Below are 24,398 nucleotides of genomic sequence, written 5' to 3' on the forward strand. Positions count from 1 at the left end.
AATGGGATTTGTGGTTCGTTTGTAAAGGGGATGAAAAAGTGAACAAGTCGCAGTTAATTGATACAATTGCAGAAAATGCTGACCTGTCTAAAGCGTCAGCGGGTCGCGCTCTAGATGCACTGATCGATGCCATTTCTGATACACTGAAAGACGGCGATCAGGTAGCTCTTGTCGGTTTCGGTACGTTCTCTGTTCGTGATCGTTCAGCACGTACTGGTCGTAACCCTCAAACTGGCGCGGAAATCAACATTCCAGCTGCTAAAGTACCTGGCTTTAAAGCGGGTAAAGCTCTGAAAGACGCGGTTAACTAATCTATTTAAACCGTCTTGCTCTATGTCGCAGCATCTATAGTTTAAAGCTGTAAAGTCCGCGACATCAGCGTATAATCAGGCTCAGTCAGAGTGTAAAGGCGCATCTCATGATGCGCTTTTTTAGTTTTATACCTCAGCCACTTTTCAGTCGCTAGAATAAACATCAAACATACAGTGTGATGTTTTTAGGTATAACCAAAACGAACGTTTAAATTTGTAGGAGTGACGGCACGTTATGATGGAGCGACTACGCGAAGGCGTGAATAGCCTCGCGGTTAAGATCATCTTAAGCCTTATTATTTTTTCCTTTGTATTTGCAGGCGTTGGTGGCTACCTCTCAGGTGGTACTGTCGCTCCTGCTGCAAAAGTGGGTGATCAAGAAATTAGCCGCAACCAATTTGAGCAAGCTTACCAAAATGAGCGTGCACAGATGCAAGCTCAAGCCGGAGACTTCTTTGCAACCCTGCTAAGTGATCCTAACTACCTTGCACAATTTCGACGCAATGTGCTTGACCGTATGGTCAATCAAGCGCTGCTAGACCAACAAGCGGATGAGCTCGGGTTGCGTGTTAGCGAAGCGCAAATCAAACAATCAATCCGTGAAATGCCAGCATTCCAAGGCACGCTAGGTTCGTTTGACAACGACTTGTACCTTGCTGCTCTTCGTCGCAATGGCCTGACGCCGGATCAATTTGCTGAGTACGTTCGTCAGGACTTGGTGCGTGAGCAACTTGTTGGTGCACTTCAAAACAGTGAGTTTGCTTTAGAAGGTGAACTAGAATCACTGTACAAACTTGAAGGTCAAACTCGCACAGTGCGTACTTTGTCACTGCCAGTGGCTGATTTTGCTGCGAAAGCAGACGTCACTGCCGAGCAGAAGCAAGATTTCTACCAGCAAAACCCTTCCCAGTTTGTCCGTCCAGAGCAGTTCAAAATTTCATACGTTGAGCTTTCTGGTAACGGTATTGCTGATGTTGCAGAAGTGACCGAAGAAGAAGCGAAGGCTTACTACAACGCGAACTTGGCATCTTACGGCACTGCAGAGCAACGTAAAGTCAGCCACATCATGATCCAAGGTGATGATGCAGTTGCGAATGAAAAAGCAGACGCGGTGCTTGCAGAACTTAATGCGGGTGCGGATTTTGTTGAGCTGGCGAAAACACGTTCTGATGACACATTCAGCGCAGAGCAGGGCGGTCAGCTTGACTGGTTCGATGCTGGCGTGATGGATCCTGCTTTTGAAGAAGCTGCCTTTGCGCTAGTGAACAAAGGTGATGTGTCTGGTGTGGTTAAATCAGATTTCGGTTTCCACATTATCAAATTAGATGATGTAAAAGCGTCTGATTCTGAGCCATTTGAAGCCGTACGTGATGACATCGTTGCACAGCTTAAGCAACAGCATGCGGCTGAGAAGTTTTTCGCACTGTCGAATGATCTTGCTGAGAAAGCATTTGAGATGCCAGATAACCTTGATGATGCAGCTGAGGCTGTGAATGGCAAGGTGCAACACACTGATTTCGTTTCGCTAAGTGATTTAGAAGGCACGCTCGCAAATGCCAATGTTCAACAAGCGCTGCAGCTTGATGAAGTGCGTGAAGATGGCTTGAACTCTGACATCATTGAAATTGCGCCAGAGCACGTTGTCGTTGTTCGTGTCGAAGACGTGCGTCCAGAAGTGGTTCTGCCATTTGATGACGTAGAAGCACAAGTCACCGAGCTGCTAAAACGTCAGAAAGGCGAAGAAGCGGCGCAAGCTCTTGCGACAACATTGGTTGAAGAGCTGAATGCAGGCAATGAAGCAGGCTTGACCGCGTCGGGTTATGCATTTAGTGAAGCAACGGATATTGGTCGTGTTTCGCCAGAGCGTGATGTGGTGGAGTTAGCATTTACAATGCCAACACCAAATGCTGATTCAAGCGAATATGGTCAAACCCGTTCACTAACTGGCGATGTACTCGTTGTTGCCTTGGACGGTGTGACAGAGCCTGAAACTGCAGACATCAGTATTGAAAGCCAGATGGCTGACCGTGTTGCGCGTTCATTGGCAAACACTGAGCTAGCAGCAACCATCGAACAGCTTAAAGACACCACTGACGTGGTTTACTCTTTAGAGACTGCAGAGCAGTAATGGTGGAATAACTTAAGCGCCAAGCGAAAGATTTGGAGCGAATTACGACTTCGTTGTAATTGATAAGTTACTTTGACGGGGCACCTTTGGTGCACCGTCGTTTTTTCTATTACCAAACATGCATTGGTGTCCGCCACTTATTACCCTGCCTCCTCTGTTTAAGGAAAGATAAGTAAAGGAATCATCAATGCTTAGAAAAATACTCACAACGCTGACATTTGCAGCCACTATGTTTGCAGCACCCATTGCACTTTCACAAGATAACCAAGGCAGTGTAGGTGCTGACACGCCGTTTGAAGTGAACATCAACACCGCTGACGCCGAAGAGCTTGATAAGTATTTGGACGGTGTTGGAAAGAGCAAGGCGCAAGCCATCGTTGATTTTCGTGAAGAGTTCGGACAGTTTGAATCATTGGATTCGCTGAAGAACGTAAAGGGCATTGGCAGCGGTATCATCGATAAAAACAAAGATCGCATCGTGCTGTAACGGCCTTTGTATTTCGTGTCTAAACGTGGGGAGCACGATCTCCCCAACATCCACGCTCTATTTTCATCTCGATACACGCATCTAGCCCTTTCTATCTTCCTTCCTCTTTCTGCCACTATGCTGCAACGCCGCGCGATGTCTGTGCTCCCTGTCATTACCCGTTTTTGGGTCGTAAGTAGACACTGAGTCTTACCCATCCTGCGGTTTTTTGTCTTAGAGGCTTGAGAAAACCTGCCGACACAAACAGAATGGAGTCAGGATATTTCTCACACCAAGGCCAAGGATGTTATGAGTCAGAAAACCAGTCACTTTTTTGCCCACCTCGCGAGAATGAAGCTTATCTACCGCTGGCCTCTCATGCGTAATGTGTTCAACGAAAACATCTCCGAGCATAGCCTTCAGGTCGCGTTTGTTGCTCATGCTTTAGCGCTAATCGAAAATAAAAAATTTAGTGGAACCACGACGCCGGAACGCGTAGCGTTATTGGCGATGTTTCATGATTGCAGTGAAGTGCTGACCGGCGACTTGCCCACGCCGATTAAGTACTTTAATCCCGCTATTGCTGATGAGTACAAGAAGATAGAGCGCATTGCCGAAGACAAATTGGTTTCGATGCTGCCCGAAGAATTTCGGGACGATTACCGCCCGCTTATAGACAGTGATGCCATTGACCAAGATGAATACCGTATCGTGAAACAAGCCGATGCGATATGTGCATACCTCAAGTGTTTGGAAGAGCTATCTGCGGGTAACCACGAGTTTGAGCAAGCTAAGCGACGCCTAGAGAAAACGATGGAAGACCGTCGCTCCGATGCGAGCGACTATTTTATGTCAACGTTTGCCAGTAGCTTTACGTTGAGCCTTGATGAGATCAGTGATGAGCAATAATGTATTTGCGGTAGAGACGCTTTCACCGTTGTGGGAAGAAAGGCTAGCGAGCGAGAACAAACAGCGTCGCCATGACAAACGTACAGTGTTTCAACGCGACCGCGCACGCATTCTTCACTCTGCTGCGTTTCGCCGTTTGCAAGCCAAGACGCAAGTGCTTGGTGCTGAGCATAGCGAGTTTTATCGCACGCGCTTAACGCACTCGCTTGAAGTGTCTCAAATTGGCACGGGCATTCTCGCCCAAATCAAAGATAAACAGCCAGAGTTTCGGCCGCTGCTGCCATCAACCAGTCTATTGGAAAGTCTCTGTCTCGCCCATGACATTGGCCACCCGCCCTATGGGCACGGTGGAGAAATCGCGCTGAATTACCTGATGCGTAATGATGACGGGTTTGAAGGTAACGCACAGACGTTCCGCATTGTCAGCCTGTTAGAGCCGTATACAGAATCTGATGGCATGAACTTAGCGAGAAGAACGCTGTTAGGTTTGCTTAAATATCCTGCATTGCTTAGCGAGACACGCCGACTTTCGCTGCCGCCTGATGTGTCTGAGTTTCGTCATTTAAAAGCGTCTGATTGGCATCCCGCGAAAGGATTGTATCGTGATGATCTTGACCGGTTCAATTGGGTGCTAGCGGGCATGACAGAAAAAGACGCTGCGCTATTTACGCGCTTAAAGCACATACCCAATGACAATCAGCACGGTAAAACCGAGTTTAAATCCCTTGATTGTTCGATCATGGAACTGGCTGATGACATTGCTTATGGTGTGCACGATCTTGAAGATGCCATCGTGATGGGCATTGTCCAGCGCGATCAATGGCAGGAAGCGGTCGCCAGCAAATTGGCAGAATGTGGAGACCCGTGGTTAGAGGCAAACATTAGCCATTTGAGTGACCAAATGTTCGGGCCACACTATGAACGAAAAGATGCCATCGGTGCGTTGGTGAATACCTTGCTCACGTCAATTGCGATTGAACCCTCGCTTCAAGATGGCGTAAACAGTTTTGATGATCCGATTCTGCAGTGGAACGCGTGTTTGACCGATGTGATGCATGGCGTGTTGGCGGTACTAAAAGCCTTTGTGAGCGAATATGTGGTGCAAAAGCCTGAACTTCAAATCATTGAATATAAAGGCCAGCAACTGGTGATGGGGTTGTTTGATGCTTTTGATGCGGATCCAAAACGATTGCTGCCAGTGCCTACGCGTGAACTCTGGCTAAAAGACGTTGCGGATGGGAAAAGTGGTCGCCGAGTGATCGCCGATTACATATCGGCAATGACTGACGGCTATGCACAACGATTGCATGCCACCATGTTCACGGCTGATAGCCAAGGGCCGATGTATCAAATCAGGTAAGCGATAGCATCAAATGCGAAGAGGGAGAGCAACTTAAGGCTGCTTTCTCTCATTCGTTTTCATTGTCGTTTTTACATCCATAATGGCGCTCATAGACCCCAGGCGGCATTTGACTGATTTGAAACTCAATCATGCTGTCAAAGGCAGCCATCAAAGGGTGAAAGCGTGTTTGCTCACCCGTCATGGCGGATAGCGCATAGAAACCTGCCTCTACGGTCGACAGGCCGCTCTCTTTTGGCGACTTACGAATGCGATAGTTTCCGTGTTCGATCTCATCGAGTTTTACTGCTGGGAGGGCATGAAGGTTCTTGGAAAGCTGATACATCTTGTATGCTTTTCGCCATGTACCATCGAGTAAAATCAAACCGTGCTTGCGTCCGTTTTCCCCCGTGCTTATCTCTGTGTTTTCTGATGATAAAGAGATCGCGTCATCGGACGGATAAAGCACGGCGTAATCAACGCCAGATTGCGGGTCTAATAACGCATTAAGCGCGTCGTTATCCGTAAAGTCTTCCCCCACGAAAAGTCGACTGCTTGGCAGTGAAAGAGACAATATACGCGCAGTACCTATAGGCTGATGCACTTCAGACGGATGTTGAAGAATAATCAAAGGGATATCGCAAGGTATCGTTGTAATGGTATGACAAATACAGGCGCGTTTGGCTTTCCCGCATTGTTCGCAATATCGGCTGGCTTTCTGGTTCATTCCCACGGTACGCTATAACTTAATGAAATTGAGATGTTTGAGGATTCCCTTTGCCTGTATATCGATTGCTTGGGCTTATCGCTATCGTAGCGATTGTAGCGCAAATCCCCGCTATTCATCATTGGATGACGTGGGATCGCGCGGATATTGAGGCGGGGCAATGGTGGCGAATCGTAACAGGAAACCTCACACATACCAATGTTCCTCATCTTGCCATGAATCTTGCTGCGCTCGCTGCTCTGACCTTATTGCATCGTCACTACTACCGGATGCGTTCGTTAGTCATGTTGATGTGGTGCATGATGGTGGCCATTGGCATTGCCATGTTTTGGAGCCCGTTCAGTTGGTACGCGGGGCTTTCTGGTGTGTTGCATGGTCTGTTTGTATGGGGCGTGATACGAGACATACAGAACAAAGTGCCATTGGGGTGGGTGTTGCTGGTGGGCGTGATCGCGAAATTGACCTATGAAGCTTATAGCGGTGGCGATTCTATGACTGCGCAGCTCATTGATGCTGGCGTGGCATACCAAGCGCACTTAGCTGGTTCCGCCGTGGGCTTACTGTTTGCCCTAACAACAAAAAAGCCTGACTGAGTCAGGCTTTTTCTTCATGGATTAGTTCTTCGCGACTTACTGTCGATAGGTTGACAGGAAACGCTCGAAACGGCCAATCGCTAATTCAAGATCATCCACGCGTGGCAAAGTAACAATGCGGAAATGGTCTGGTTTTGGCCAGTTGAAGCCAGAGCCATGCACCATAAGTACTTTCTCTTGCATCAAGAAATCGTACATCATTTTTTCATCATCGTGGATGTTGTAGCGCTTAATATCAATTTTCGGGAACAGATAGAGTGCGCCTTTTGGCTTCACACAACTCACACCCGGAATTTGGTTCAACAGTTCATGGGCTTTATCGCGTTGCTCAAGTAAACGGCCACCAGGAAGGATCAATTCATTGATGCTCTGATAACCGCCGAGCGCTGTTTGAATCGCATGCTGCATTGGTACATTCGCACACAAACGCATCGACGCCAGCATCTCTAAACCTGCGATATAGCCTTTCGCCAAGTGTTTGGGACCTGAAAGGATCATCCAGCCTGAACGGAAGCCACATACGCGGTATGACTTTGACAGACCACTGAAGGTGACACAGAAAACATCCGGCGCAAGCGGCGCAATAGAGTGATGCTGTGCACCGTCATACAAAATTTTGTCGTAAATTTCATCGGCGAAAATGATCAAACCGTGGTGGCGGGCAATGTCCGCAATCTCCATCAAGAAATCACGGCTATATACCGCACCGGTAGGGTTGTTCGGGTTGATCAGCACGATGCCTTTGGTTTTTGGCGTGATCTTGGCTTTGATGTCATCCAGATCTGGGTACCAATCTGATTCTTCATCACACATGTAATGAACAGGGTTACCGCCAGACAAAGAAACGGCTGCCGTCCAAAGAGGGTAGTCAGGCGATGGAACTAAAAGCTCGTCACCGCTGTTTAGCAATGCTTGCATTGACATCACGATGAGTTCTGACACCCCGTTACCCAAATAAACGTCTTCGACGTCTAAATCCAACATGCCGCGTTTTTGGTAATGTTGAACTACCGCTTTACGGGCTGGGTAAATCCCTTTTGAATCACAGTAACCTTGAGAAGTTGGCAGGTTACGGATCACGTCTACCAAAATTTCGTCCGGTGCATCAAAGCCAAATGGGGCAGGGTTGCCAATGTTCAGCTTGAGGATTTTATGGCCTTCTTCTTCGAGGCGCTTTGCTTGTTTCATGACCGGACCGCGAATGTCATAACAGACGTTGTCCAATTTGGTCGACATCCCAACTTCTTGCATCTTGATTCCCAAGGGTGTTTTTTACGTATTTGCAGTAAATTACACTAACAAACTCGACTATATAAGTAGCAAACAGTAAAAAATGGCGAGAAAACAGGATTTCAGTGATTTAATCCTAACTTGCTGGGATATTCTGCTAGAACATTCGGTTTTCATCACTATCAATAAGGTTGTAGAATGCATTTCCAACAGGAAATTTTACTGAATTTGCCGCGCTTTATCGTTTTTTGATGAGAAAACACACTAATTAGGGTGATTTGCTCACGGCGTATCGGGAAACAGGGCGCACAACGAAGAAATAAGACCAACGCAACCGGCGTAATAGGATTTTTCGCGGCTAGCCTTACACCATGGATTCGGTCAATTAGCTTTAGGTTGCAGGTGTTAGTGAGGTTAACTTGACCGAATTGATCCAAGCGATTGGGCGGCTTTGTGACGCGTTGTCTACTTTGTCTGCGCTTCCACCACGACTCAGTGTCGATCTAACATTGTCTGACCATGTCGATCCGATTGAATGGCTAGATGCTCAGCCTTTATTCCCCAAATTCTATTGGCAGTCTCGCGATGGTGCAGAAGAAACCGTTGCACTGGGTCAGGTCAGAACGTTTTCCAATCCTTATTCCGCTGAGTGGGTATTGGAAGACGGGCAGCGAATCTGGGGTGGTCGCTCGTTTGATGGGCGCACCGAGCGCAATCAGCGCTGCTTACAGTCATTCTTTTTCCTCCCACAGGTAGAATTATCACGCGTTGGTGATACCTGGTCTTTGTCGCTTAATACGGGCGATGACATAGGGAAAGCGCGTGCCGCGCTGAACAAGCTTTCTGATTCGACGTCGACGTTGGCGCGTCCGCAGTGTGACATCCTTGACGCTGAACATTCACCGTCTTATCCGCAGTGGTCGAGCATGCTTGAAAAAGCCTTGGCCGAAATAGACAGCACGGATCTGCAGAAGGTTGTGCTTGCGAGAAAAACATCGTTGACCCTCGACCGCCACATTTCAGCGGCGCAATTGTTAAAAGCAAGTCGTGAACAAAACAGCGCGAACTTTCATTTCTTGTTGGCGCTAGATGAAAAACACAGCTTTGTGGGTTCGACCCCTGAGCGATTGTTTAACCGACAAGGTCAGGCGCTTTTAACGGAAGCCCTTGCTGGCACCATTGGGCGTGGCAAAACAGCACAAGACGATAAAGCCTTGGCGCAGTGGTTGCTTAACGATCCAAAGAATATCTACGAAAATCGCCTCGTGGTGGAAGACATTGAATCCCGTTTGCTCTCAAGCAGTACCGCGCTGAAAGTTGAAGCTTCTCCGCATCTGGTTCAGCTTCGCAAAGTACAACATCTCAAGCGCGATATCGAAGCGCAGCTACACAATGACGTGTCCAGTTCTGACTTGCTTGAAATGTTGCAACCTACCGCTGCGATTGCAGGTTTACCCCGCGACAACGCCGTTAAATTCATCACTGAAAATGAACCGTTTGCCCGTGGTTGGTATAGCGGCTCTGTGGGCTTTATTGGCCGAGAACGCAGTGAATTTTGCGTGGCTATCCGAAGTGCGCTCGTGATGAATGACACGCTGCACTTGTTTGCTGGCGCTGGCATAGTGCCTGGTTCGGAATCTGAAACAGAGTGGAAAGAGCTTGATCGTAAAATGTCGACCTTGATGAGTCTGCTGTCGCCTGTGCTTGACCCTCTGCCTTTCGAGAAGAAACGTTCGATGGTGCCAATGAGTAATGCCATCGACATGGAGAAAAAAGCGGGATGAAACAACAAACCCTCAACCGCGTCTGGGCAAAGCTTGTGTTGATGTCTTTGCAACGTGCGGGAGTGACTGACGTGTGCATAGCACCGGGTTCACGCTCAACCCCTTTGACGCTGGAAGCAGAAGCGCTTCGCGAAGAAGGCACATTTCCCTTACAACTTCACACGCATTTTGATGAGCGAGGGCTGGGCTTTCTTGCGCTGGGTTTAGCCAAAGCCTCCGAAAAGCCAGTGGCGGTGATCGTGACGTCTGGCACCGCCGTTGCCAACTTACTGCCCGCTGTGGCGGAAAGTCGCCTGACACGTGAAAAGCTAATTCTGCTTACGGCCGACCGCCCGACAGATCTGATTCAATGCGGCGCAAACCAAGCCATTAGTCAGCGCGGCATTTTTGGTGACCATGCCGATACCAAGTGTGACTTGCCTTCGCCTTCAGAGACAACCTCCCCTGCTTGGCTATTGTCGACGTTGGACGAGAGTTTGCATCAACAATCGCTGACCGGCGGCAGTCTGCACATCAACTGTCCTTATCCTGAGCCGTTGTATGGTGAGCTTGAGGATGCCAGTGAGTATCTTTCCCCTGTTTCGACATGGCTTGATAGCCAAACGCCGTATTTGTCGTTTGTCAGCGCACACGATAACGCGCTTGTTTTGGCCGATACCTTCATCAATGAAAGATGGCATGCAGCGCAACAGAAAAAAGGCGTGATCATCGTTGGCCGTGTAATTCGTGAAGACAGAGCGGCCATTCAAACCTTAGCCGACAGACTGGCTTGGCCGATATTGTGCGACCCGCAAGCGGGTAGGGGATCGGATTTCGCGGGGTTTGATGGTTGGATGCAAAACCCTGCCTGTGCGGAATTCCTTGCTCAAGCAGAGTGCGTACTGCAATTTGGTGCGCGATTGGTCTCGAAGCGGTTAGGGCAATTTTTCGATGGATTTCATGGCGAGTACTGGTTGGTGGACAACCATCCGGGACGATTAGATCCGCGCCATCGTCAACAGACCCGCATCATCGGGAATCCTGCATCTATAGCGTCGCAACTTTGTCATACGGCGTCAGCCATTCGACACGCAAACTGGGCTGCGCCCTTGTCTTTTGCGAGTCAGGCTTACATGGCGTGTGTGCAGAAGCATGCCTTCAATGGTGATCAATTGTCAGAGCTCGCGATGGCGGCCGATTTTCCGCATTGGCTGCTTGAAGACAGCGACCTGTTTATTGGCAATAGCCTAGCGATTCGCTTGTTAGATATGTGCGCGCGTCTTCCCGAACGGCATGTTTACGCAAACCGAGGCGCATCGGGCATTGATGGCCTTATTGCCACTGCGTCGGGCGTTCAACGGGCTCAACAAAAACCCATGGTGTGTTTGTTGGGAGATACCTCTGCGCTGTATGACTTGAACAGTCTCGCTTTATTGGCAAACAACCCATATCCCTTAGTGGTGATCGTGGTGAACAACGATGGGGGCGGCATTTTTGATATGTTGCCTGTCCCACAAGAAAGCAAAGATGCTTTCTATCGCATGCCACATGGTTTCGAATTTTCTCATGCCGCGGCCATGTTTGGGCTTCGTTATCAGTCGCCTGTCTCTTTGGAAGCCGCACGTTCTGCGTGCTTGGAAGGCCAAACGCATGCAGGCACCACATTGATAGAACTTCGCGTCCCTGCGGGTGAATCAGGTGCGCAGTTAAAAGCCTTGTTCGCTGATGTTGTCAAAACATCGCTGTGCTAACGAGATTACAATGACGTCATATAGCACAGAGACGCCATCAATCCCTGAAACTCTGGGGTGTAAAGCGACAGGGAACAGAGAAAAGCCCGCACTGGTATTTCTGCATGGTTTGCTTGGCTGTGCCGATGATTGGAACGAGGTGATTGAAACGTTGTCACCCGATTACTACTGCCTTGCCATTGATTTACCGGGCCACGGGGAAAGTAAGCACATTCCCCCTATTAGCTTTCAGCACACCCGTTCCTTGATCTTGCAAACCATAGAGCAGCAGGTGCAAGGCGCGTATTGGCTTGTGGGATATTCCTTGGGTGCAAGGCTTGCCATGGTGATTGCGGCGAATCATCAATCGGACGAAAAGCGCGGAAAAGTGGCCCAATTGAAAGGCTTGTTGATTGAAAGCGGCCATACCGGGTTACCTGAAGGTGAACGTGAGTTTCGCTGGCAACATGACTGCCAATGGGCGCAACGCTTTGCGTCTGAGCCCATTATTGACGTGCTTCAAGATTGGTATGAACAACCCGTTTTTTCCTCACTAAATCATGCGCAAAAACAAAGTTTTGTCGCACTTCGCAGTGATAATCTCGGCGTTAAAGTGGCAAGCATGTTGCGTGCTACATCGTTATCAAAGCAACCTGAACTGACTGAGCCGTTACGGCAATGCGAACTGCCTTTGCACTATGTCTGCGGGCAAAACGACACCAAGTTTTCTGCCGTTGCCGCGCAGTCGGGGTTTAGGTTCAATATCGTCCCAGACGCGGGACACAATATTCATGCTGAGCAGCCTAGGCTGTTTAGCCAGCTGATAAAAAAGCTGATCACTACCGTTTAATTTGACGATTCAATGGAGCCATTATGGCGATTACAACAGGTTTGACCGAACAAGAACTATACGCACCAGTAGAGTGGGCTGACTGCTCTGAAGGTTATGAAGACATTCTTTATCACAAGTCTGCGGAAGGTATTGCGCGCATTACCATTAACCGCCCTGAAGTGCGTAATGCGTTCCGTCCTCAGACGGTCAACGAAATGATCAAAGCACTTTCTGATGCGCGCTATGACGAAAAAGTGGGTGTGATTGTCCTAACAGGCCAAGGCGAGCACGCATTCTGTTCAGGTGGCGACCAGAAAATTCGTGGCGACTACGGCGGCTATCGTGATAACGAAGGTACACACCACCTAAACGTGTTGGATTTCCAGCGCCAAATCCGTACGTGTCCTAAGCCAGTGATTGCTGCGGTTGCAGGTTATGCCGTTGGTGGTGGTCATGTTCTTCACATGATGTGTGATTTGACCATTGCCGCTGACAATGCGCAGTTTGGTCAAACAGGCCCTAAAGTGGGGTCGTTTGATGGTGGTTGGGGTGCGTCATACATGGCTCGCATCGTGGGTCAGAAGAAAGCGCGCGAGATTTGGTTCCTATGCCGTTTCTATGATGCGCAAGAAGCACTGGACATGGGGCTTGTGAACCATGTTGTGCCTTACGCCGAGCTTGAACGTGAAACGGTGCGCTGGTGTCGTGAAACACTTCAGCACAGCCCGATGGCGCTACGCTGTTTGAAAGCGGCATTGAATGCAGATTGTGATGGTCAAGCGGGTCTTCAAGAGCTAGCTGGCAACGCAACCATGCTGTTCTATATGACCGAAGAAGGCCAAGAAGGTCGCAACGCATTCAATGAAAAGCGTCGTCCTGATTTCGACAAATTCCCTCGTAACCCTTAATGGAAGAAGCGATGAAACACGCAACGCTTTATCGCTACGATCTTCCTATGGACAGTGGCGTGATCTTGCGCCACACCCGTCTCGCAGAACGCGTCGGCTTTATTGTTGAGCTTCGTGATGGTGAACGGATCGGACGAGGTGAAATAGCACCGCTGCCAGAGTTCAGTCAGGAAACGGCGGAACAAGCTGGCGAGCAAGCACAAACAGTGCTGACTCACTGGTTAGAAGGTCAGTCAATCGACTGGGATGGTTTATACCCCTCAGTGGCCTTTGGCATCAGCATGGCGATCGCCGAGTTATCCGGTGAACTTCCTGCGGAAGGTAACTTCGTCGTTGCCCCGCTGTGCAGCGGCGACCCTGATGATTTAGTGCAGAAACTGGCAGACATGCCGGGGCAGAAAGTCGCCAAGATCAAAGTGGGTTTGTATGAAGCCATCCGCGACGGCATGGTCGCTAACATGTTCCTCGAAGTGATCCCCGATCTGATGCTTCGTCTTGATGCGAACCGTCAGTGGACACCGACGAAGGCCGCACAGTTCGCGAACTATGTGCATCCGGCTTTCCGTGATCGCATTGCTTTCTTGGAAGAACCTTGCCAAACGCCTGAAGAAAGCCTTGCCTTTGCGAAAGATTCCGGCATTGCCGTCGCGTGGGATGAAACCTTGCGTGACGAAGGCTTTGAGCTTGAAGCCGTTGATGGCCTCAAAGCTATCGTGATTAAACCGACCTTGATTGGCGGACTGGCGAAAGTAAAACGTCTTGTCGCTCAGGCGCACGACATGGGACTGGAGGTGGTGATCAGTTCCAGTTTGGAATCCAGCTTTGGTTTAAACCAATTGGCGAGGGTGGCTAACTGGTTAACGCCTTCGACAATCCCTGGGTTGGACACGATTGATCTCTTCCAAACGCAATTAGAAGTGCCTTGGCCACATTGTGCATTACCGACGGCATCGTTGTCAGATTGCAGTATCGCATGGCAAGCATCCAGCCAATAAACTTCCCAACGTGGCCGTGGTTGTATTGGTGTGAACAACGCGCTGATGCAACCGCTGTTGTGTGTAATGATGTCGAGGTGAGCTGGCAACAGCTTTGCCGAGACATCTCTCGCACACAAAATACACTTCAGCATCATCCTTTTCAGCATTCTGATGCTCAACACCACATTGAGCGTATCGCCATTGTCGGTGATAACCGATATTGTGATTTGGTGAACATGTTGGCGTCCTGGCAATCGGGCTGGCAAACGCTCATGGTAAACCCTGCATTTTCACCTGAGTTTCAAGCCACTTTGCTTGAAGACATTGGCATTTCGCACTGTTTATCATTTGATGATGTCTTCACAAACGTCGATGCATCTTTGCCTTTTGAAAGGCACGATTTAAGAAAACACGACCAGGCACCAGTTGTGTCTTTTATCCCCGAAAAATGCCTCACGTTAACGCTCACCTCCGGCTCTACGGGGTTGCCAAAAGCGGTGGTCCATACTGCGGATAATCACCTATCGAGCGCAGCGGGATTATTCTCTTTGATGCCCTTTAATGACGCCGATTGCTGGTTGCTTTCATTGCCGCTTTTTCATGTGTCCGGCCTTGCGATTGTGTGGCGTTGGCTTTTAAACGGTGCCGTCTTAAAAATCGCGGAAACCAAAGGTGATACCCTTATTCCTGCTCTCGATGGCGCGACGCACGCGTCACTGGTGCCCACCCAACTTCAACGCATTGTTTCTTTAGGTAAACCGGCGTCTTTGCATTCCGTTTTGCTTGGCGGCGCAGCCATACCTCAACCACTGGTGGATGAAGCCGAGCGAATGGGCATTCAATGTTGGTGTGGCTATGGGATGACAGAAATGGCATCAACCATTTCCGCTAAACGCGCCGATGGACGATTGACCGTTGGTGATGTGTTACCTAACAGAGAGCTGCAGCTATCGGAAGCTGGAGAAGTACTGGTAAAAGGACGCACCTTGGCGGCGGGGTATATGGTGAAAGGCCAGGTGCTACCGCTTGCTGAGCGCTGGTTTGCGACCAAAGATAAAGCGCGATGGTGCAGCGAAAGTCACGAGCTGCAGATTCTTGGTCGATTGGATAACATGTTTGTTTGCGGTGGCGAGAATGTGCAGCCTGAGGACGTCGAGCGAGTGCTTGGCCAGTTTGACGGTATTCAACAACTCTTCATCTTGCCGGTAGAACATGCGCGATGGGGGCAAGTGCCCGTGGCGGTTGTTGAAGGCAAGGTTGAACATGATGCTTTTCTCGCGTGGGCGAAGCAGCAAGTACCTGCGTACCAAAGTCCTCAAGCTATGGTTTTACTTCCGGAAAACGTGGGTGTCTCTGGTATCAAGCTGTCCCGTAAAGCACTGACTCAATGGCTCGCATTACAACCATTAACACTGCCTGTTTGAAAAACTAGCGAACCTCTCCACGAAGTTGTGTCACCTTCTCGAACAAGGTCGCACAGCTTGCCTTTTCCGGTGGCACGGCGTTCCCAGCAGAAACGGTGACCTTCGACCAAAAGCGGCATGGTAACTTGAGCAACGCCCGACCGCCTTCTCGGCTGAAGTAGCTTCCCCACAAGCCTTGCAATGCCATAGGAACGACGGGCACAGGGGTTTGTTTTAAGATCAATCCAATTCCGCGTTTGAAGGGCTGCATTTCACCATCGGGTGTTAAATGTCCTTCTGGGAAAATACAAACAATCTCGCCATCGCTTAGCTGCTTTTTAATCTCTTTGAGTGCACAACGAATAGAGCCGCTGGTGAGCTTTATCGGGATCACTTTGGCTGCGCGGAAGAAGTAATTCAGTACAGGTAAGTGATAATAATCTTCGTCCATCACAAATCGAATAGGCCTTGGGCATGCGCCTGCAAGTAATAGGGCATCAACATAGCTGACGTGATTACACACTAACAAGGCGCCGCCTTTTGAGGGGATATTATCGAGGTTTTTGTGTTTCACACGGTAAAAACTGTGGCTGAGAAACCAGATAACAAAGCGAAGCGCGAACAGCGGTACCTGCTTCCCCGCATACAGGGCAACCAAGAGGTTTAGACCTGCAAGAATGCAGAAAAAGACCGGAATACTTAGCCCAGCAACACCAAGAAGTACGATGGCCAGAATGGCGCTACTCACCATGAATAGGGCGTTGTAAATGTTATTTGCTGCAATGACTTGTGAGCGTTCACTTTCCTCTGACCGGCTTTGCATCAAGGCATACAAAGGCACAATGAATATGCCGCCGAAAATGCCAATGAAAACTAAGTCAACGAATATCCACCACAGTGAGGGTTCAGAGATGAATGCGAAGAAGGTGTCGGTTTGAGGCGGCACAGCCGGTGTGGAAAAGAGAAGGTGTGCACCAAACACAGTCAATCCAAGACTGCCAATAGGCACGATACCGGGTTCGATTCGGTGCGCGGATAGCTTGTCACAGAGCAGCGATCCAACGGCAATGCCTACAGAAAATAGCGTGAGCAAGAACGACACGGACGCTTCATTTCCACCTAAATGGATCTTGGCGTAATTGGGGAATTGGGTAAGGTAGCTTGCGCCAAGAAACCAAAACCAACTGATCCCCATGATGGATTGGAGAACGACTTTGTCGCGCTTTGCGATTCCTAATGTTGTTTTCATTTGTTGGCGCAATGAAAAACGAATGCGGAGATCAGGATTACCCGCGTCGGCTGGTGGTATGGCTCGTGCACTGAGGTATCCCATGACAGCAAAAGTCACGATAGCGATTGCCGCGATAAGTTGGGCATTGGGGAGGTTTGCGATCATCCCCGCGACGATGGTGCCGAGCAAGATGGCGAGAAACGTACCTGTCTCGACCAGCGCATTGCCAGGAACTAACTCTTCTGGCTTTAGCGTTTGTGGTAAAAGGGCATATTTGACGGGGCCGAAGAAGGCGGATTGTGTTCCCATCAAGAACAGTAAAAACAGAAGAACGAGATAGCTTTCGAATAGAAACGCGAGAGCGGCAAGGCTCATGATGGCGATTTCGACGAGCTTAACGGCCCGAATGAATCGGGATTTTTCGTATTTGTCAGCGAGCTCCCCTGCAAACGCAGAGAAAAGGAAAAAGGGAAGAATGAAGAGACCAGCAGCAAGGTTGATAAAAAGGTCGGTGCTAACCCCAAGCGCGCCTGGTGCTGCAAATGCCACCAAAATAAGGAGCACGTTTTTATAAACGTTATCGTTAAACGCCCCGAGCGCTTGGGTAACGAAATAAGGAAGAAAACGCCGTTGCTTTAGCAGTGTTGATTGCGTGCTCATCGTCTCTTCCTAGTGGTGCGGACAGTATTATTGTGCGTCTACCCAGCTTGATAAATACCCAGTGAGCAGGTTGTTAATCAACTCTTGGCCGTTAACCGGTACGTCCGTAAAAAATTTGTCGTCGACGCTCAGCAATGTAATGCCATGAACACCAGCCCAAAGAACACGACTTGCTTCCACCACCGACTCGTCACTTCTGGACGGAGAGAGTTGGTGCAAAAGCGCTTCAAGGATACCTGTCATGTTTTGAATGCGGTCGCTGTGCCACTCAGGCATGTCGTTGCCTTTCATGCTGTGTTCAAACACCAATTGCCAGCGGTAAGGGTTTGCCTTCGCAAAATCCAAATAGACTTGTGCCAGAAGAAAGAGAGAGGTTTTTGGGTCGGTGGATGATTGCAGCTTTTCCTGTGCTTGGCGACGAAGGTCATCCAAGGTGCGGGCAACAACATGCAAAAGGAGAATGTTGTAGCTGCCGAACACATTAACCAGAGTGCTTGGCACGTAGCCAATCATCGCAGCGACTTTTCGCAGGCTTAGTGAATGGTAGGGATTGTCTTTCAGATAGGCTTCGACGCAATTCAGCGTCATCTCTATAAGCTCTTCTCTACTGTGGTCGTTCCTGCGTGCCATTACTTCATGCTGCGAATAGTGAACAATGTTCGATATTCTAGGAGCCAACCCTCTAAAGGGCAAGCTATGCGCCTCTCAGTTTGCATAACTTGCCTGTAGAATCGTGCTTAGTGAGAGAATTTGTTGCTGTTTTTGATGGAGACTTGGTCGTTTAGTGTCCAAAAGTCGTAAATGATACCCAGACCAAATAAGCCCAAGGTGCAAAGGTAAAGAATACCTGTCAGCCATTTACCCATGTACATGCGATGAATGCCAAACACACCGAGGAAAGTAAGCAGTATCCAAGCCACTGAGTAATCGGTCTGCCCGCTGTTAAAACGTAAATCGGCCTCTCGATCCATCGAAGGGATCAGAAAAAGGTCAATCAGCCAACCGATACCGCAAAGGCCCAGCGTAAATAGCCAAATGGTGCCGGTCACCGGTTTTCCATAGTAAAAACGGTGTGCGCCAAGAAAACCAAAAATCCAAAGTATGTAACCGATAACTTTGCTGTGAGTGTCGTTCATGTAAATGTCCTGAACCAGTGAGATCTGCGTGAGTGTAAAGTAACTCACGCGTGATGTGGATGACGTTAACGGCATTTAGACCTGTATTTTGTCTTATTGTTGCCAAGCGCTGTAAAAATTTGGACTATTTCAAACGATAGGGCGTATTGAAACTAAACGATTAGTAACACTTTCTACGCCTTGAACGTTTGACTTTCAAACACACGGGTATACCCTCGTAATTCAAGTACTGTAACGAATTGATTAAGTAAGGTTCGCGATGAAACGCTTTTTTGCTTTATTTGCGCTGATGTTTGTCGTGGTGGTTTCTGCCCCGCATGCTGAAGCAAAGAAATTCGGTGGTGGTAAGTCTTTCGGCAAAAGCTTTAAGACCGCACCTGCACCAAAATCTCAGCCAACAAATACAAATTCAATTAACAAACAAAACGATGGCTCTGCAGCTAAATCAGGCATGAAAAAAGGTTTGATGGGCGGCTTGCTTGGTGGTCTTTTGGCAGGTGGTTTGTTCGCGGCCATGATGGGCGGCGCATTCGAAGGTTTCCAGATGATGGATTTCCTTATCATTGCCGTGATCGCATTCGTGTTGTTTAAAATCTTCAAGAGCATGATGGCGGCCAAGAATGGCTCCATCAATCGACCGAATCAACAAGCCTACGCAGGTGGTCGTGAGCCTCAACAGCAAAAAGGCTACTACCACGAACAGCAGCAACCTGCTTTTCGCGAGTCGGAGGCAACGTCACAAACGGGTGGCTTTGGTGCGGTAAACAATGATGTTCCTTTCAACTTCCCGCCTAACTTTGACATGGCGTCGTTCGTGAACGGTGCGCGTGAGCATTACCGTATCCTTCAAGGTGCATGGAATCACAACCAACTTGAAACCATTCAAGAGTATGTGACGCCTGAGCTTTACAACGATCTGACAGAAGAGCGCCGTAAGTTGGAAGGTGAACAGTACACTGAAGTGATGTATGTGGATGCGGAAATTGTACGCGCAGACCATGACAGCAAACGTGCGCAACTTAGCCTTCAATTTAGTGGCCGCTACTGCGACCGCCAAGAAGGCATCGAAGAAGACATCACTGACATTTGGCACTTAGAGCGCGACATGACGCAACCTAACGCGCCATGGTTGATTGTGGGTATTCAGGCGTAATTACCCAAACCAGACAACAGAAAGCAGTCACTTCGGTGGCTGCTTTTTTTTGTTCAATATTTCTGGCGCCATTGTTCAACGTTTCTCAATAGCTTATCGATGAAAAGCTGGTTAGAGTGACACCTTGTTGTCTTTCCCATTGAATGCAAGGTAAGTGCAAGTGAATGCATTAAGAGCCCCCACAAATCTTCTCATCGGTATGGCGTTTATCATGGCCATGACCTTTTCCGTTTGGAATGTGCTCCTCAATAACTTTGTTGTAGAAAGAGCGGCGTTTACGGGGAAAGAAATTGGTATTTTACAAAGCCTGCGTGAAGTGCCTGGCTTTCTCGCGTTTACCGCGATTTACCTTCTTTTGTGGTTTAAAGAACAATCGTTTGCCCTTATTTTCCTCGCCGTAATGTGTATTGGGGTCGCGGTAACAGGGTGGTTCCCAAGTGAGTGGGGCTTGTATCTCACCACAATAGTGATGTCTATTGGCTTCCATTACTTTGAAACAGTGAATCACTCATTGACCTTACAATGGGTTGATAAAGACAAAAGTGCGCATTTCATGGGGCGAGTGCTTGCTTGGAAAGGGGCTGCCAGCTTAATTGCGTATGGTACCGTTTGGTTGCTCATGGAATGGCTCGCGGTGTCGTATAACACTGTTTATATGATCTTTGGCTTCTTCGGCCTGTTTGGGGTTGTCTTTCTGTGGCTGAGTTTTCCTTCTTTTGAATCCCCTCATACCCAAACCAAAAAATTGATCCTGCGCCGCCGTTATTGGCTTTACTACAGCTTGACGTTTTTAAGTGGTGCAAGGCGTCAGATTTTTATCGTGTTTGCGGGTTTTATGATGGTGGAGAAATTTGGCTATTCAGTCGGAGATGTCAGCCTTCTCTTTATCATCAATTATGCCTTTAATATTTTGTTCGCGGCCAAAATCGGCGCTTGGATTGGCAAAGTGGGTGAGCGCCGAGCACTGACAGTTGAATACATTGGTTTGGCGTGCGTGTTTACCGGTTACGCCTTTGTCGAAAACAGCACGCTTGCTGGTGTGCTGTACGTGGTTGACCATCTTTTCTTTGCGATGGCGATAGCGATCAAAACGTACTTCCAGAAAATTGCCGATCCTGAAGATATTGCCTCAACGGCGGGGGTGAGTTTTACGATAAACCATATTGCAGCGGTTGTTATTCCAGCAGCACTTGGGTTGGTCTGGCTATATTCACCAACGTCCGTGTTCTTGGTGGGTACGGCGTTAGCAGTCAGTTCGCTGGTGTTGTCTCAATTGATCCCGCTTGAGCCTGAAGCTGGCAATGAAATTGCCGTTTGGCGAGAGAAAAAAGCCTAGGATGTGGGGTGATTCTCAGTTATCGATATTTAGGGGAAAAGTGAGGGATTGATCGATCAGTTCTTGATCTCGGCACAGTTTACAGTTTGAAGCACGGACTATAGTCTGGAAAAGCACGTGATAAAGAAGATAACGGAGGGCTTATGCCATTTACTTCAGACCTGATTGACGAAATGAATTTGTTGGTAAAATTTACACTGTCTTCGGATATGGCGGGAATTAAAGTTCACAGCGATGCGGATCCACTTGTGATCGCGGCATCTGAACGTTTATACGAGAAAAAACTGGTAACAGAAGTTGATGGGGGTTATCTCACATCCATCGGCCGAGATGCGGTAGAGCATGCAAAAGAAGCGCTTCGTATTCTAACGTCGCAACCTCACTAGTTGCTGCTTTCAACGGAAGCGTTAGCCATTTGTATTGATTGACGCGCGATGCATTCTTATTCCACGCGCGACACAAGATAAAAAAGGGAGCCATTCGGCTCCCTTTGTTGTTTTTATAGATTGTCTAATTAATACAAGGCGTATTACCAAACATCTTTATCAATTTGTTTGTCGAGCTGAGGGAACTGCTTACGATCGAACGTCGGTGTTTTACCTTCTTTGCGTTGTGCTTCGTAGTCCTTCAGTAGAGCAATGACCACGCCAGACAGCGCCAGCACCGCAACCAAGTTGACGATAGCCATCATGCCCATCGACAAGTCAGCAAGCGCCCATACTGTTGGTAGGTCAATCACAGCACCGACAACGACCATTGCTAACACCGCCACGCGATAAATATTGATCGCGAGTTTGCTTTTGAAAATGTATTCGATGTTTGATTCGCCGTACGAGTAGTTAGCAATCAAAGAGGTGAATGCAAACAGCAAGATAGCAATAGCAATGAACTGTGCACCCCAATCACCCACTTCTGTGACGAGTGCAGCCTGCGTCAAGGCAATACCAGTGAGGTCGCTGGTGGTATCAAGCATGCCAGAAAGCAAGATAATGGAAGCGGTTGCTGTACAAATTACGATGGTATCAATGAAGACACCTAGCATTTGCACATAACCTTGTGCGACAGGGTGGTTAGGACGCGTTGTGGCTGTTGCAGCAGCGTTTGGCGCAGAACCCATACCCGCTTCGTTTGAGAACAAACCACGTTTGATACCCTGCATCATTGCTGCACCCAGTGCACCGCCTGCGGCTTGTTCAAAGCCCAATGCGCTCTTAATGATGGTGGCAAAGATCTCAGGAAGTACAGTGATGTTGATGGCGATAACGTAGAGCGCAACAATCAGGTAACCGATTGCCATGAAAGGCACAATAAGTTCAGCCACACGGGAGACAGAACGCATACCACCGAAAATGATCGGTGCAACAGCGACGGCAAGGATGATGCCGACCCAGGTGTTGTCGGTGCCAAATGCGGTATTCATTGCTGCAGCAATGGAGTTTGATTGAACGCCGTTAAATGCAAGACCGAAGGCAATGATCAGGCAGATAGCAAACAAGATGCCCATCCAGCGCTGGCCTAAGCCTTTTTCCATGTAGTAAGCAGGGCCACCACGGAAGGTATTGTCGTCGTGATTTACTTTGTAAGCTTGAGCGAGGGTTGATTCTGCGAAGCTGGTAGACATACCCACAAGGGCTGTAATCCACATCCAGAATACTGCACCAGGACCGCCTAAGTAAATGGCAACGGCTACGCCGGCCATGTTACCTGTTCCTACGCGCGCTGCGAGGCTTGTACTGAATGCTTGGAAAGAGGAAATACCACCATCAGCGCCGTCGCGGCTGCCTTTGATGAGGGAAATCATGTGCCCGAATGAACGAAATTGTAGGAAACCAGTGCGAATGGTGAAATATAAACCCGCGCCGATCAAAAGGTAGATGAGCACACTTCCCCACAATAAACCATTTCCGGCATCGATAAAGGAAACGAATAGTTCTTTTAGTTCCGTCATAACAAACTCTACTGTCGTCAAAAAAGGAAAGGCAGCGGAGTGAACAAGGAGGAAACAAACGCTCTGAAACTTCCTTATCAGCTCTTAGCCTCGGGCAATGGTTGCCCTGGCGACGCTTCCTTGCAGAGATTCATGGCCAGTATTCGTGCGCAGCGAGCCTGCCGCGCTATCTTCAATTCCATTTGAGTATGTATCCTACGGCCAGTTCTATTGCGGCTTACAGGTGTACGCTACAATAAAACGGCGCGATAATACTTCAATTTGAGATGTTGAGCATCCTAAAATTTCGCCATTCGTTTAAAAATGCGTCAGATAAATTAATAAAAAGATAATTATCCAACATAAACACCAATAATCGTTAACATATTGGCCAAATCTATTTTCAGAATACTTACTTTACTGGCGTTATATTAGAGGCCTTTTTATCCAGTCCCTCAGGCATATGCCGTGTTGAAAATGTGTTGGTCTAATTAGCCTTGAATGGAGAGATAATCGTGAGAGGGGAACGAATGCGGATAGACAGAAGAGTGATAAGTCTCACTCTTCTTGGTTCAATTTACGTTCGAAGTCGCTTTGTACTATCGCCAATGCTTTGAGTACGGTCTCTGGTGCTAGATCGTGGCTTTCCAATAAGTAGATTAAATCAACGGCTAATTTAATTTCATCAGGAGCATGTTCTAAGCCTGTGTCACTCATTGTGGGGTTTCTCCGATTGGTGTGGGTAGAAGATGGTGAGGGCTGCGTGCACTAATTCAGCATGCAGTGGGACTAACGCCGATTGTTCTGTGCGATAACCACCACCGATCACGGCGGCGACGGGAATGTTATGGCGCTTGCATACCTGAAAAACCGCCATGTCCCTGTCTGCAATCCCTTGTTGGGTGACGGACAGGTATCCCAGTTCGTCCTCTTCGTGGATATCAACGCCGGCGTCATAAATGATCATATCTGGTTGATGCTGGGCAACAGCGCGTTCAAGTGTAGGGATAAACGCATCTAAGAACGTTTTGCTGTTAGTTTGTCTTTCGAGTGGCAAATCGATATCTGAATCCGGTTTGCGTGATGGAAAGTTCTTCTCGCAATGCACCGAGAATGTCACGATGTCTTGGCGTTCTGCTGCTAACGTCGCGGTTCCATCCCCTTGGTGAACGTCACAATCCACGATAAGCACCTTCTCGATGCCATAATGTTTCAAGGCATGGTCTGCGGCTAAAACCAAGTCATTAAACAAGCAAAACCCACTACCAAAATCGTAATGTGCATGGTGATAGCCACCGGTTAAATGTATAGCAACACCTTCCTCAATGGCTTTATCCACAGTGAGAACGGTTCCCCCTAAAGAGGTTAAGCTTCGCTGCAAAAGCGCCGCGCTCCATGGAAATCCAATCCTTCGCATTTTTACGAGAGGAAGCGTACCTGTGATAAGTGCATTCACATAATCAGGATCATGGATAGCGGTTAGCGCATCAGGATGAAGCGGCTTTGGTAGATGAGAGACAACGGGTAAAGCGTGCTCATCAATATACGCCTTGAGCAATTGGTACTTTTGCAGAGGATAGCGATGCCCATCGGGCAACGGGAAATCTGAATAGATAGGGTGATAAACGACGGATAACAT

At 48.5% G+C, this 24,398-nt stretch carries 23 protein-coding genes; 15 read left to right on the forward strand and 8 right to left on the reverse strand.

Translation table 11 applies throughout. From position 1 onward, the window contains the following. Window positions 1–38: 38 nt before the first annotated feature. From hupB to EQP46_RS07900, 5 genes are all read left to right on the forward strand, one after another. Complete coding sequence (gene hupB / locus EQP46_RS07880; protein ID WP_026024439.1) at window positions 39–311, forward strand: nucleoid-associated protein HU-beta; 273 nt, start codon at window positions 39–41, stop codon at window positions 309–311. A 235-nt stretch (window positions 312–546) separates the two neighbouring features. Further along, window positions 547–2,439, forward strand: a complete 1,893-nt coding sequence (gene ppiD / locus EQP46_RS07885) for a peptidylprolyl isomerase (RefSeq protein WP_129493122.1) — start codon at window positions 547–549, stop codon at window positions 2,437–2,439. Window positions 2,440–2,626: 187 nt separating this feature from the next. Next, window positions 2,627–2,926, forward strand: a complete 300-nt coding sequence (locus EQP46_RS07890) for a ComEA family DNA-binding protein (RefSeq protein ID WP_129493123.1) — start codon at window positions 2,627–2,629, stop codon at window positions 2,924–2,926. A gap of 288 nt (window positions 2,927–3,214) precedes the next feature. Further along, window positions 3,215–3,814, forward strand: coding sequence for a 5'-deoxynucleotidase (yfbR, locus tag EQP46_RS07895; RefSeq protein WP_129493124.1), 600 nt, complete (start codon window positions 3,215–3,217; stop codon window positions 3,812–3,814). Beyond that, window positions 3,804–5,174, forward strand: coding sequence for an anti-phage deoxyguanosine triphosphatase (locus EQP46_RS07900; RefSeq protein ID WP_129493125.1), 1,371 nt, complete (start codon window positions 3,804–3,806; stop codon window positions 5,172–5,174). The genes yfbR and EQP46_RS07900 overlap by 11 nt, the downstream gene beginning before the upstream one ends. A gap of 49 nt (window positions 5,175–5,223) precedes the next feature. Here the strand turns inward: EQP46_RS07900 and EQP46_RS07905 are convergent, their stop codons facing one another. Next, on the reverse strand, window positions 5,224–5,880 hold the full coding sequence (locus EQP46_RS07905; protein ID WP_129493126.1) for a tRNA-uridine aminocarboxypropyltransferase: 657 nt from the start codon (window positions 5,878–5,880) through the stop codon (window positions 5,224–5,226). Window positions 5,881–5,930: 50 nt separating this feature from the next. Between EQP46_RS07905 and rrtA the strand changes: the two genes are divergently transcribed. Next, window positions 5,931–6,473: a rhombosortase gene (rrtA, locus tag EQP46_RS07910; protein WP_129493127.1), complete on the forward strand. Its 543-nt coding sequence runs from the start codon at window positions 5,931–5,933 to the stop codon at window positions 6,471–6,473. A gap of 36 nt (window positions 6,474–6,509) precedes the next feature. Here the strand turns inward: rrtA and EQP46_RS07915 are convergent, their stop codons facing one another. Next, entirely contained in the window at window positions 6,510–7,724 is a 1,215-nt protein-coding gene (locus EQP46_RS07915; RefSeq protein WP_017017776.1) for a pyridoxal phosphate-dependent aminotransferase, read from the reverse strand. 398 nt (window positions 7,725–8,122) lie between these two features. Between EQP46_RS07915 and EQP46_RS07920 the strand changes: the two genes are divergently transcribed. From EQP46_RS07920 to menE, 6 genes are read left to right on the forward strand one after another with little or no spacing between them, the layout of a single operon-like run. After that, window positions 8,123–9,487 carry an isochorismate synthase gene (locus EQP46_RS07920; RefSeq protein WP_129493128.1) on the forward strand — a complete coding sequence of 455 codons (1,365 nt, stop codon included), beginning with the start codon at window positions 8,123–8,125 and terminating at the stop codon, window positions 9,485–9,487. Further along, a complete protein-coding gene (gene menD, locus EQP46_RS07925) occupies window positions 9,484–11,217 on the forward strand; it encodes a 2-succinyl-5-enolpyruvyl-6-hydroxy-3-cyclohexene-1-carboxylic-acid synthase (protein WP_129493129.1) in 1,734 nt (577 codons plus the stop codon). Before EQP46_RS07920 ends, menD begins: the two co-directional genes overlap by 4 nt. A gap of 10 nt (window positions 11,218–11,227) precedes the next feature. Further along, window positions 11,228–12,046, forward strand: coding sequence for a 2-succinyl-6-hydroxy-2,4-cyclohexadiene-1-carboxylate synthase (menH, locus tag EQP46_RS07930; RefSeq protein ID WP_129493130.1), 819 nt, complete (start codon window positions 11,228–11,230; stop codon window positions 12,044–12,046). 23 nt (window positions 12,047–12,069) lie between these two features. After that, window positions 12,070–12,936, forward strand: a complete 867-nt coding sequence (menB, locus tag EQP46_RS07935; RefSeq protein ID WP_017008475.1) for a 1,4-dihydroxy-2-naphthoyl-CoA synthase — start codon at window positions 12,070–12,072, stop codon at window positions 12,934–12,936. Window positions 12,937–12,947: 11 nt separating this feature from the next. Then, window positions 12,948–13,931 (forward strand): o-succinylbenzoate synthase, encoded by a 984-nt coding sequence (menC, locus tag EQP46_RS07940; protein WP_129493131.1) that lies wholly within the window; start codon window positions 12,948–12,950, stop codon window positions 13,929–13,931. After that, window positions 13,910–15,337: an o-succinylbenzoate--CoA ligase gene (menE, locus tag EQP46_RS07945; RefSeq protein WP_129493132.1), complete on the forward strand. Its 1,428-nt coding sequence runs from the start codon at window positions 13,910–13,912 to the stop codon at window positions 15,335–15,337. The genes menC and menE overlap by 22 nt, the downstream gene beginning before the upstream one ends. Before the next feature lie 4 nt (window positions 15,338–15,341). Here the strand turns inward: menE and EQP46_RS07950 are convergent, their stop codons facing one another. The 3 genes from EQP46_RS07950 to EQP46_RS07960 all read right to left on the reverse strand — a co-directional run bounded on the left by EQP46_RS07950 (window position 15,342) and on the right by EQP46_RS07960 (window position 18,343). Further along, the gene (locus EQP46_RS07950) at window positions 15,342–17,207 is read right to left on the reverse strand and encodes an MFS transporter (RefSeq protein ID WP_129493133.1); all 1,866 of its coding nucleotides are present in this window, start codon (window positions 17,205–17,207) and stop codon (window positions 15,342–15,344) included. A 27-nt stretch (window positions 17,208–17,234) separates the two neighbouring features. Beyond that, the gene (locus EQP46_RS07955) at window positions 17,235–17,795 is read right to left on the reverse strand and encodes a TetR-like C-terminal domain-containing protein (protein ID WP_129493134.1); all 561 of its coding nucleotides are present in this window, start codon (window positions 17,793–17,795) and stop codon (window positions 17,235–17,237) included. Window positions 17,796–17,944: 149 nt separating this feature from the next. Further along, on the reverse strand, window positions 17,945–18,343 hold the full coding sequence (locus tag EQP46_RS07960; RefSeq protein ID WP_129493135.1) for an NINE protein: 399 nt from the start codon (window positions 18,341–18,343) through the stop codon (window positions 17,945–17,947). Window positions 18,344–18,602: 259 nt separating this feature from the next. Here EQP46_RS07960 and EQP46_RS07965 point away from each other — a divergent pair, with 259 nt between their 5' ends. The 3 genes from EQP46_RS07965 to EQP46_RS07975 all read left to right on the forward strand — a co-directional run bounded on the left by EQP46_RS07965 (window position 18,603) and on the right by EQP46_RS07975 (window position 21,218). Continuing rightward, entirely contained in the window at window positions 18,603–19,496 is an 894-nt protein-coding gene (locus EQP46_RS07965) for a Tim44 domain-containing protein (protein WP_129493136.1), read from the forward strand. 199 nt (window positions 19,497–19,695) lie between these two features. Next, window positions 19,696–20,832: an MFS transporter gene (locus EQP46_RS07970; protein WP_276320898.1), complete on the forward strand. Its 1,137-nt coding sequence runs from the start codon at window positions 19,696–19,698 to the stop codon at window positions 20,830–20,832. 143 nt (window positions 20,833–20,975) lie between these two features. Next, window positions 20,976–21,218 carry a TIGR02647 family protein gene (locus EQP46_RS07975; RefSeq protein WP_129493138.1) on the forward strand — a complete coding sequence of 81 codons (243 nt, stop codon included), beginning with the start codon at window positions 20,976–20,978 and terminating at the stop codon, window positions 21,216–21,218. 143 nt (window positions 21,219–21,361) lie between these two features. On the opposite strand, the gene EQP46_RS07980 is transcribed toward EQP46_RS07975, so the two are convergent. From EQP46_RS07980 to EQP46_RS07990, 3 genes are all read right to left on the reverse strand, one after another. Further along, entirely contained in the window at window positions 21,362–22,780 is a 1,419-nt protein-coding gene (locus EQP46_RS07980) for an alanine/glycine:cation symporter family protein (RefSeq protein WP_129493139.1), read from the reverse strand. A 537-nt stretch (window positions 22,781–23,317) separates the two neighbouring features. Next, window positions 23,318–23,476 (reverse strand): pleiotropic regulatory protein RsmS, encoded by a 159-nt coding sequence (rsmS, locus tag EQP46_RS07985; protein ID WP_129493140.1) that lies wholly within the window; start codon window positions 23,474–23,476, stop codon window positions 23,318–23,320. After that, entirely contained in the window at window positions 23,469–24,398 is a 930-nt protein-coding gene (locus EQP46_RS07990) for a histone deacetylase family protein (RefSeq protein WP_129493141.1), read from the reverse strand. The genes rsmS and EQP46_RS07990 overlap by 8 nt, the downstream gene beginning before the upstream one ends.

This window comes from Enterovibrio baiacu (assembly GCF_004120195.1).
Lineage (GTDB): Bacteria > Pseudomonadota > Gammaproteobacteria > Enterobacterales > Vibrionaceae > Enterovibrio > Enterovibrio baiacui.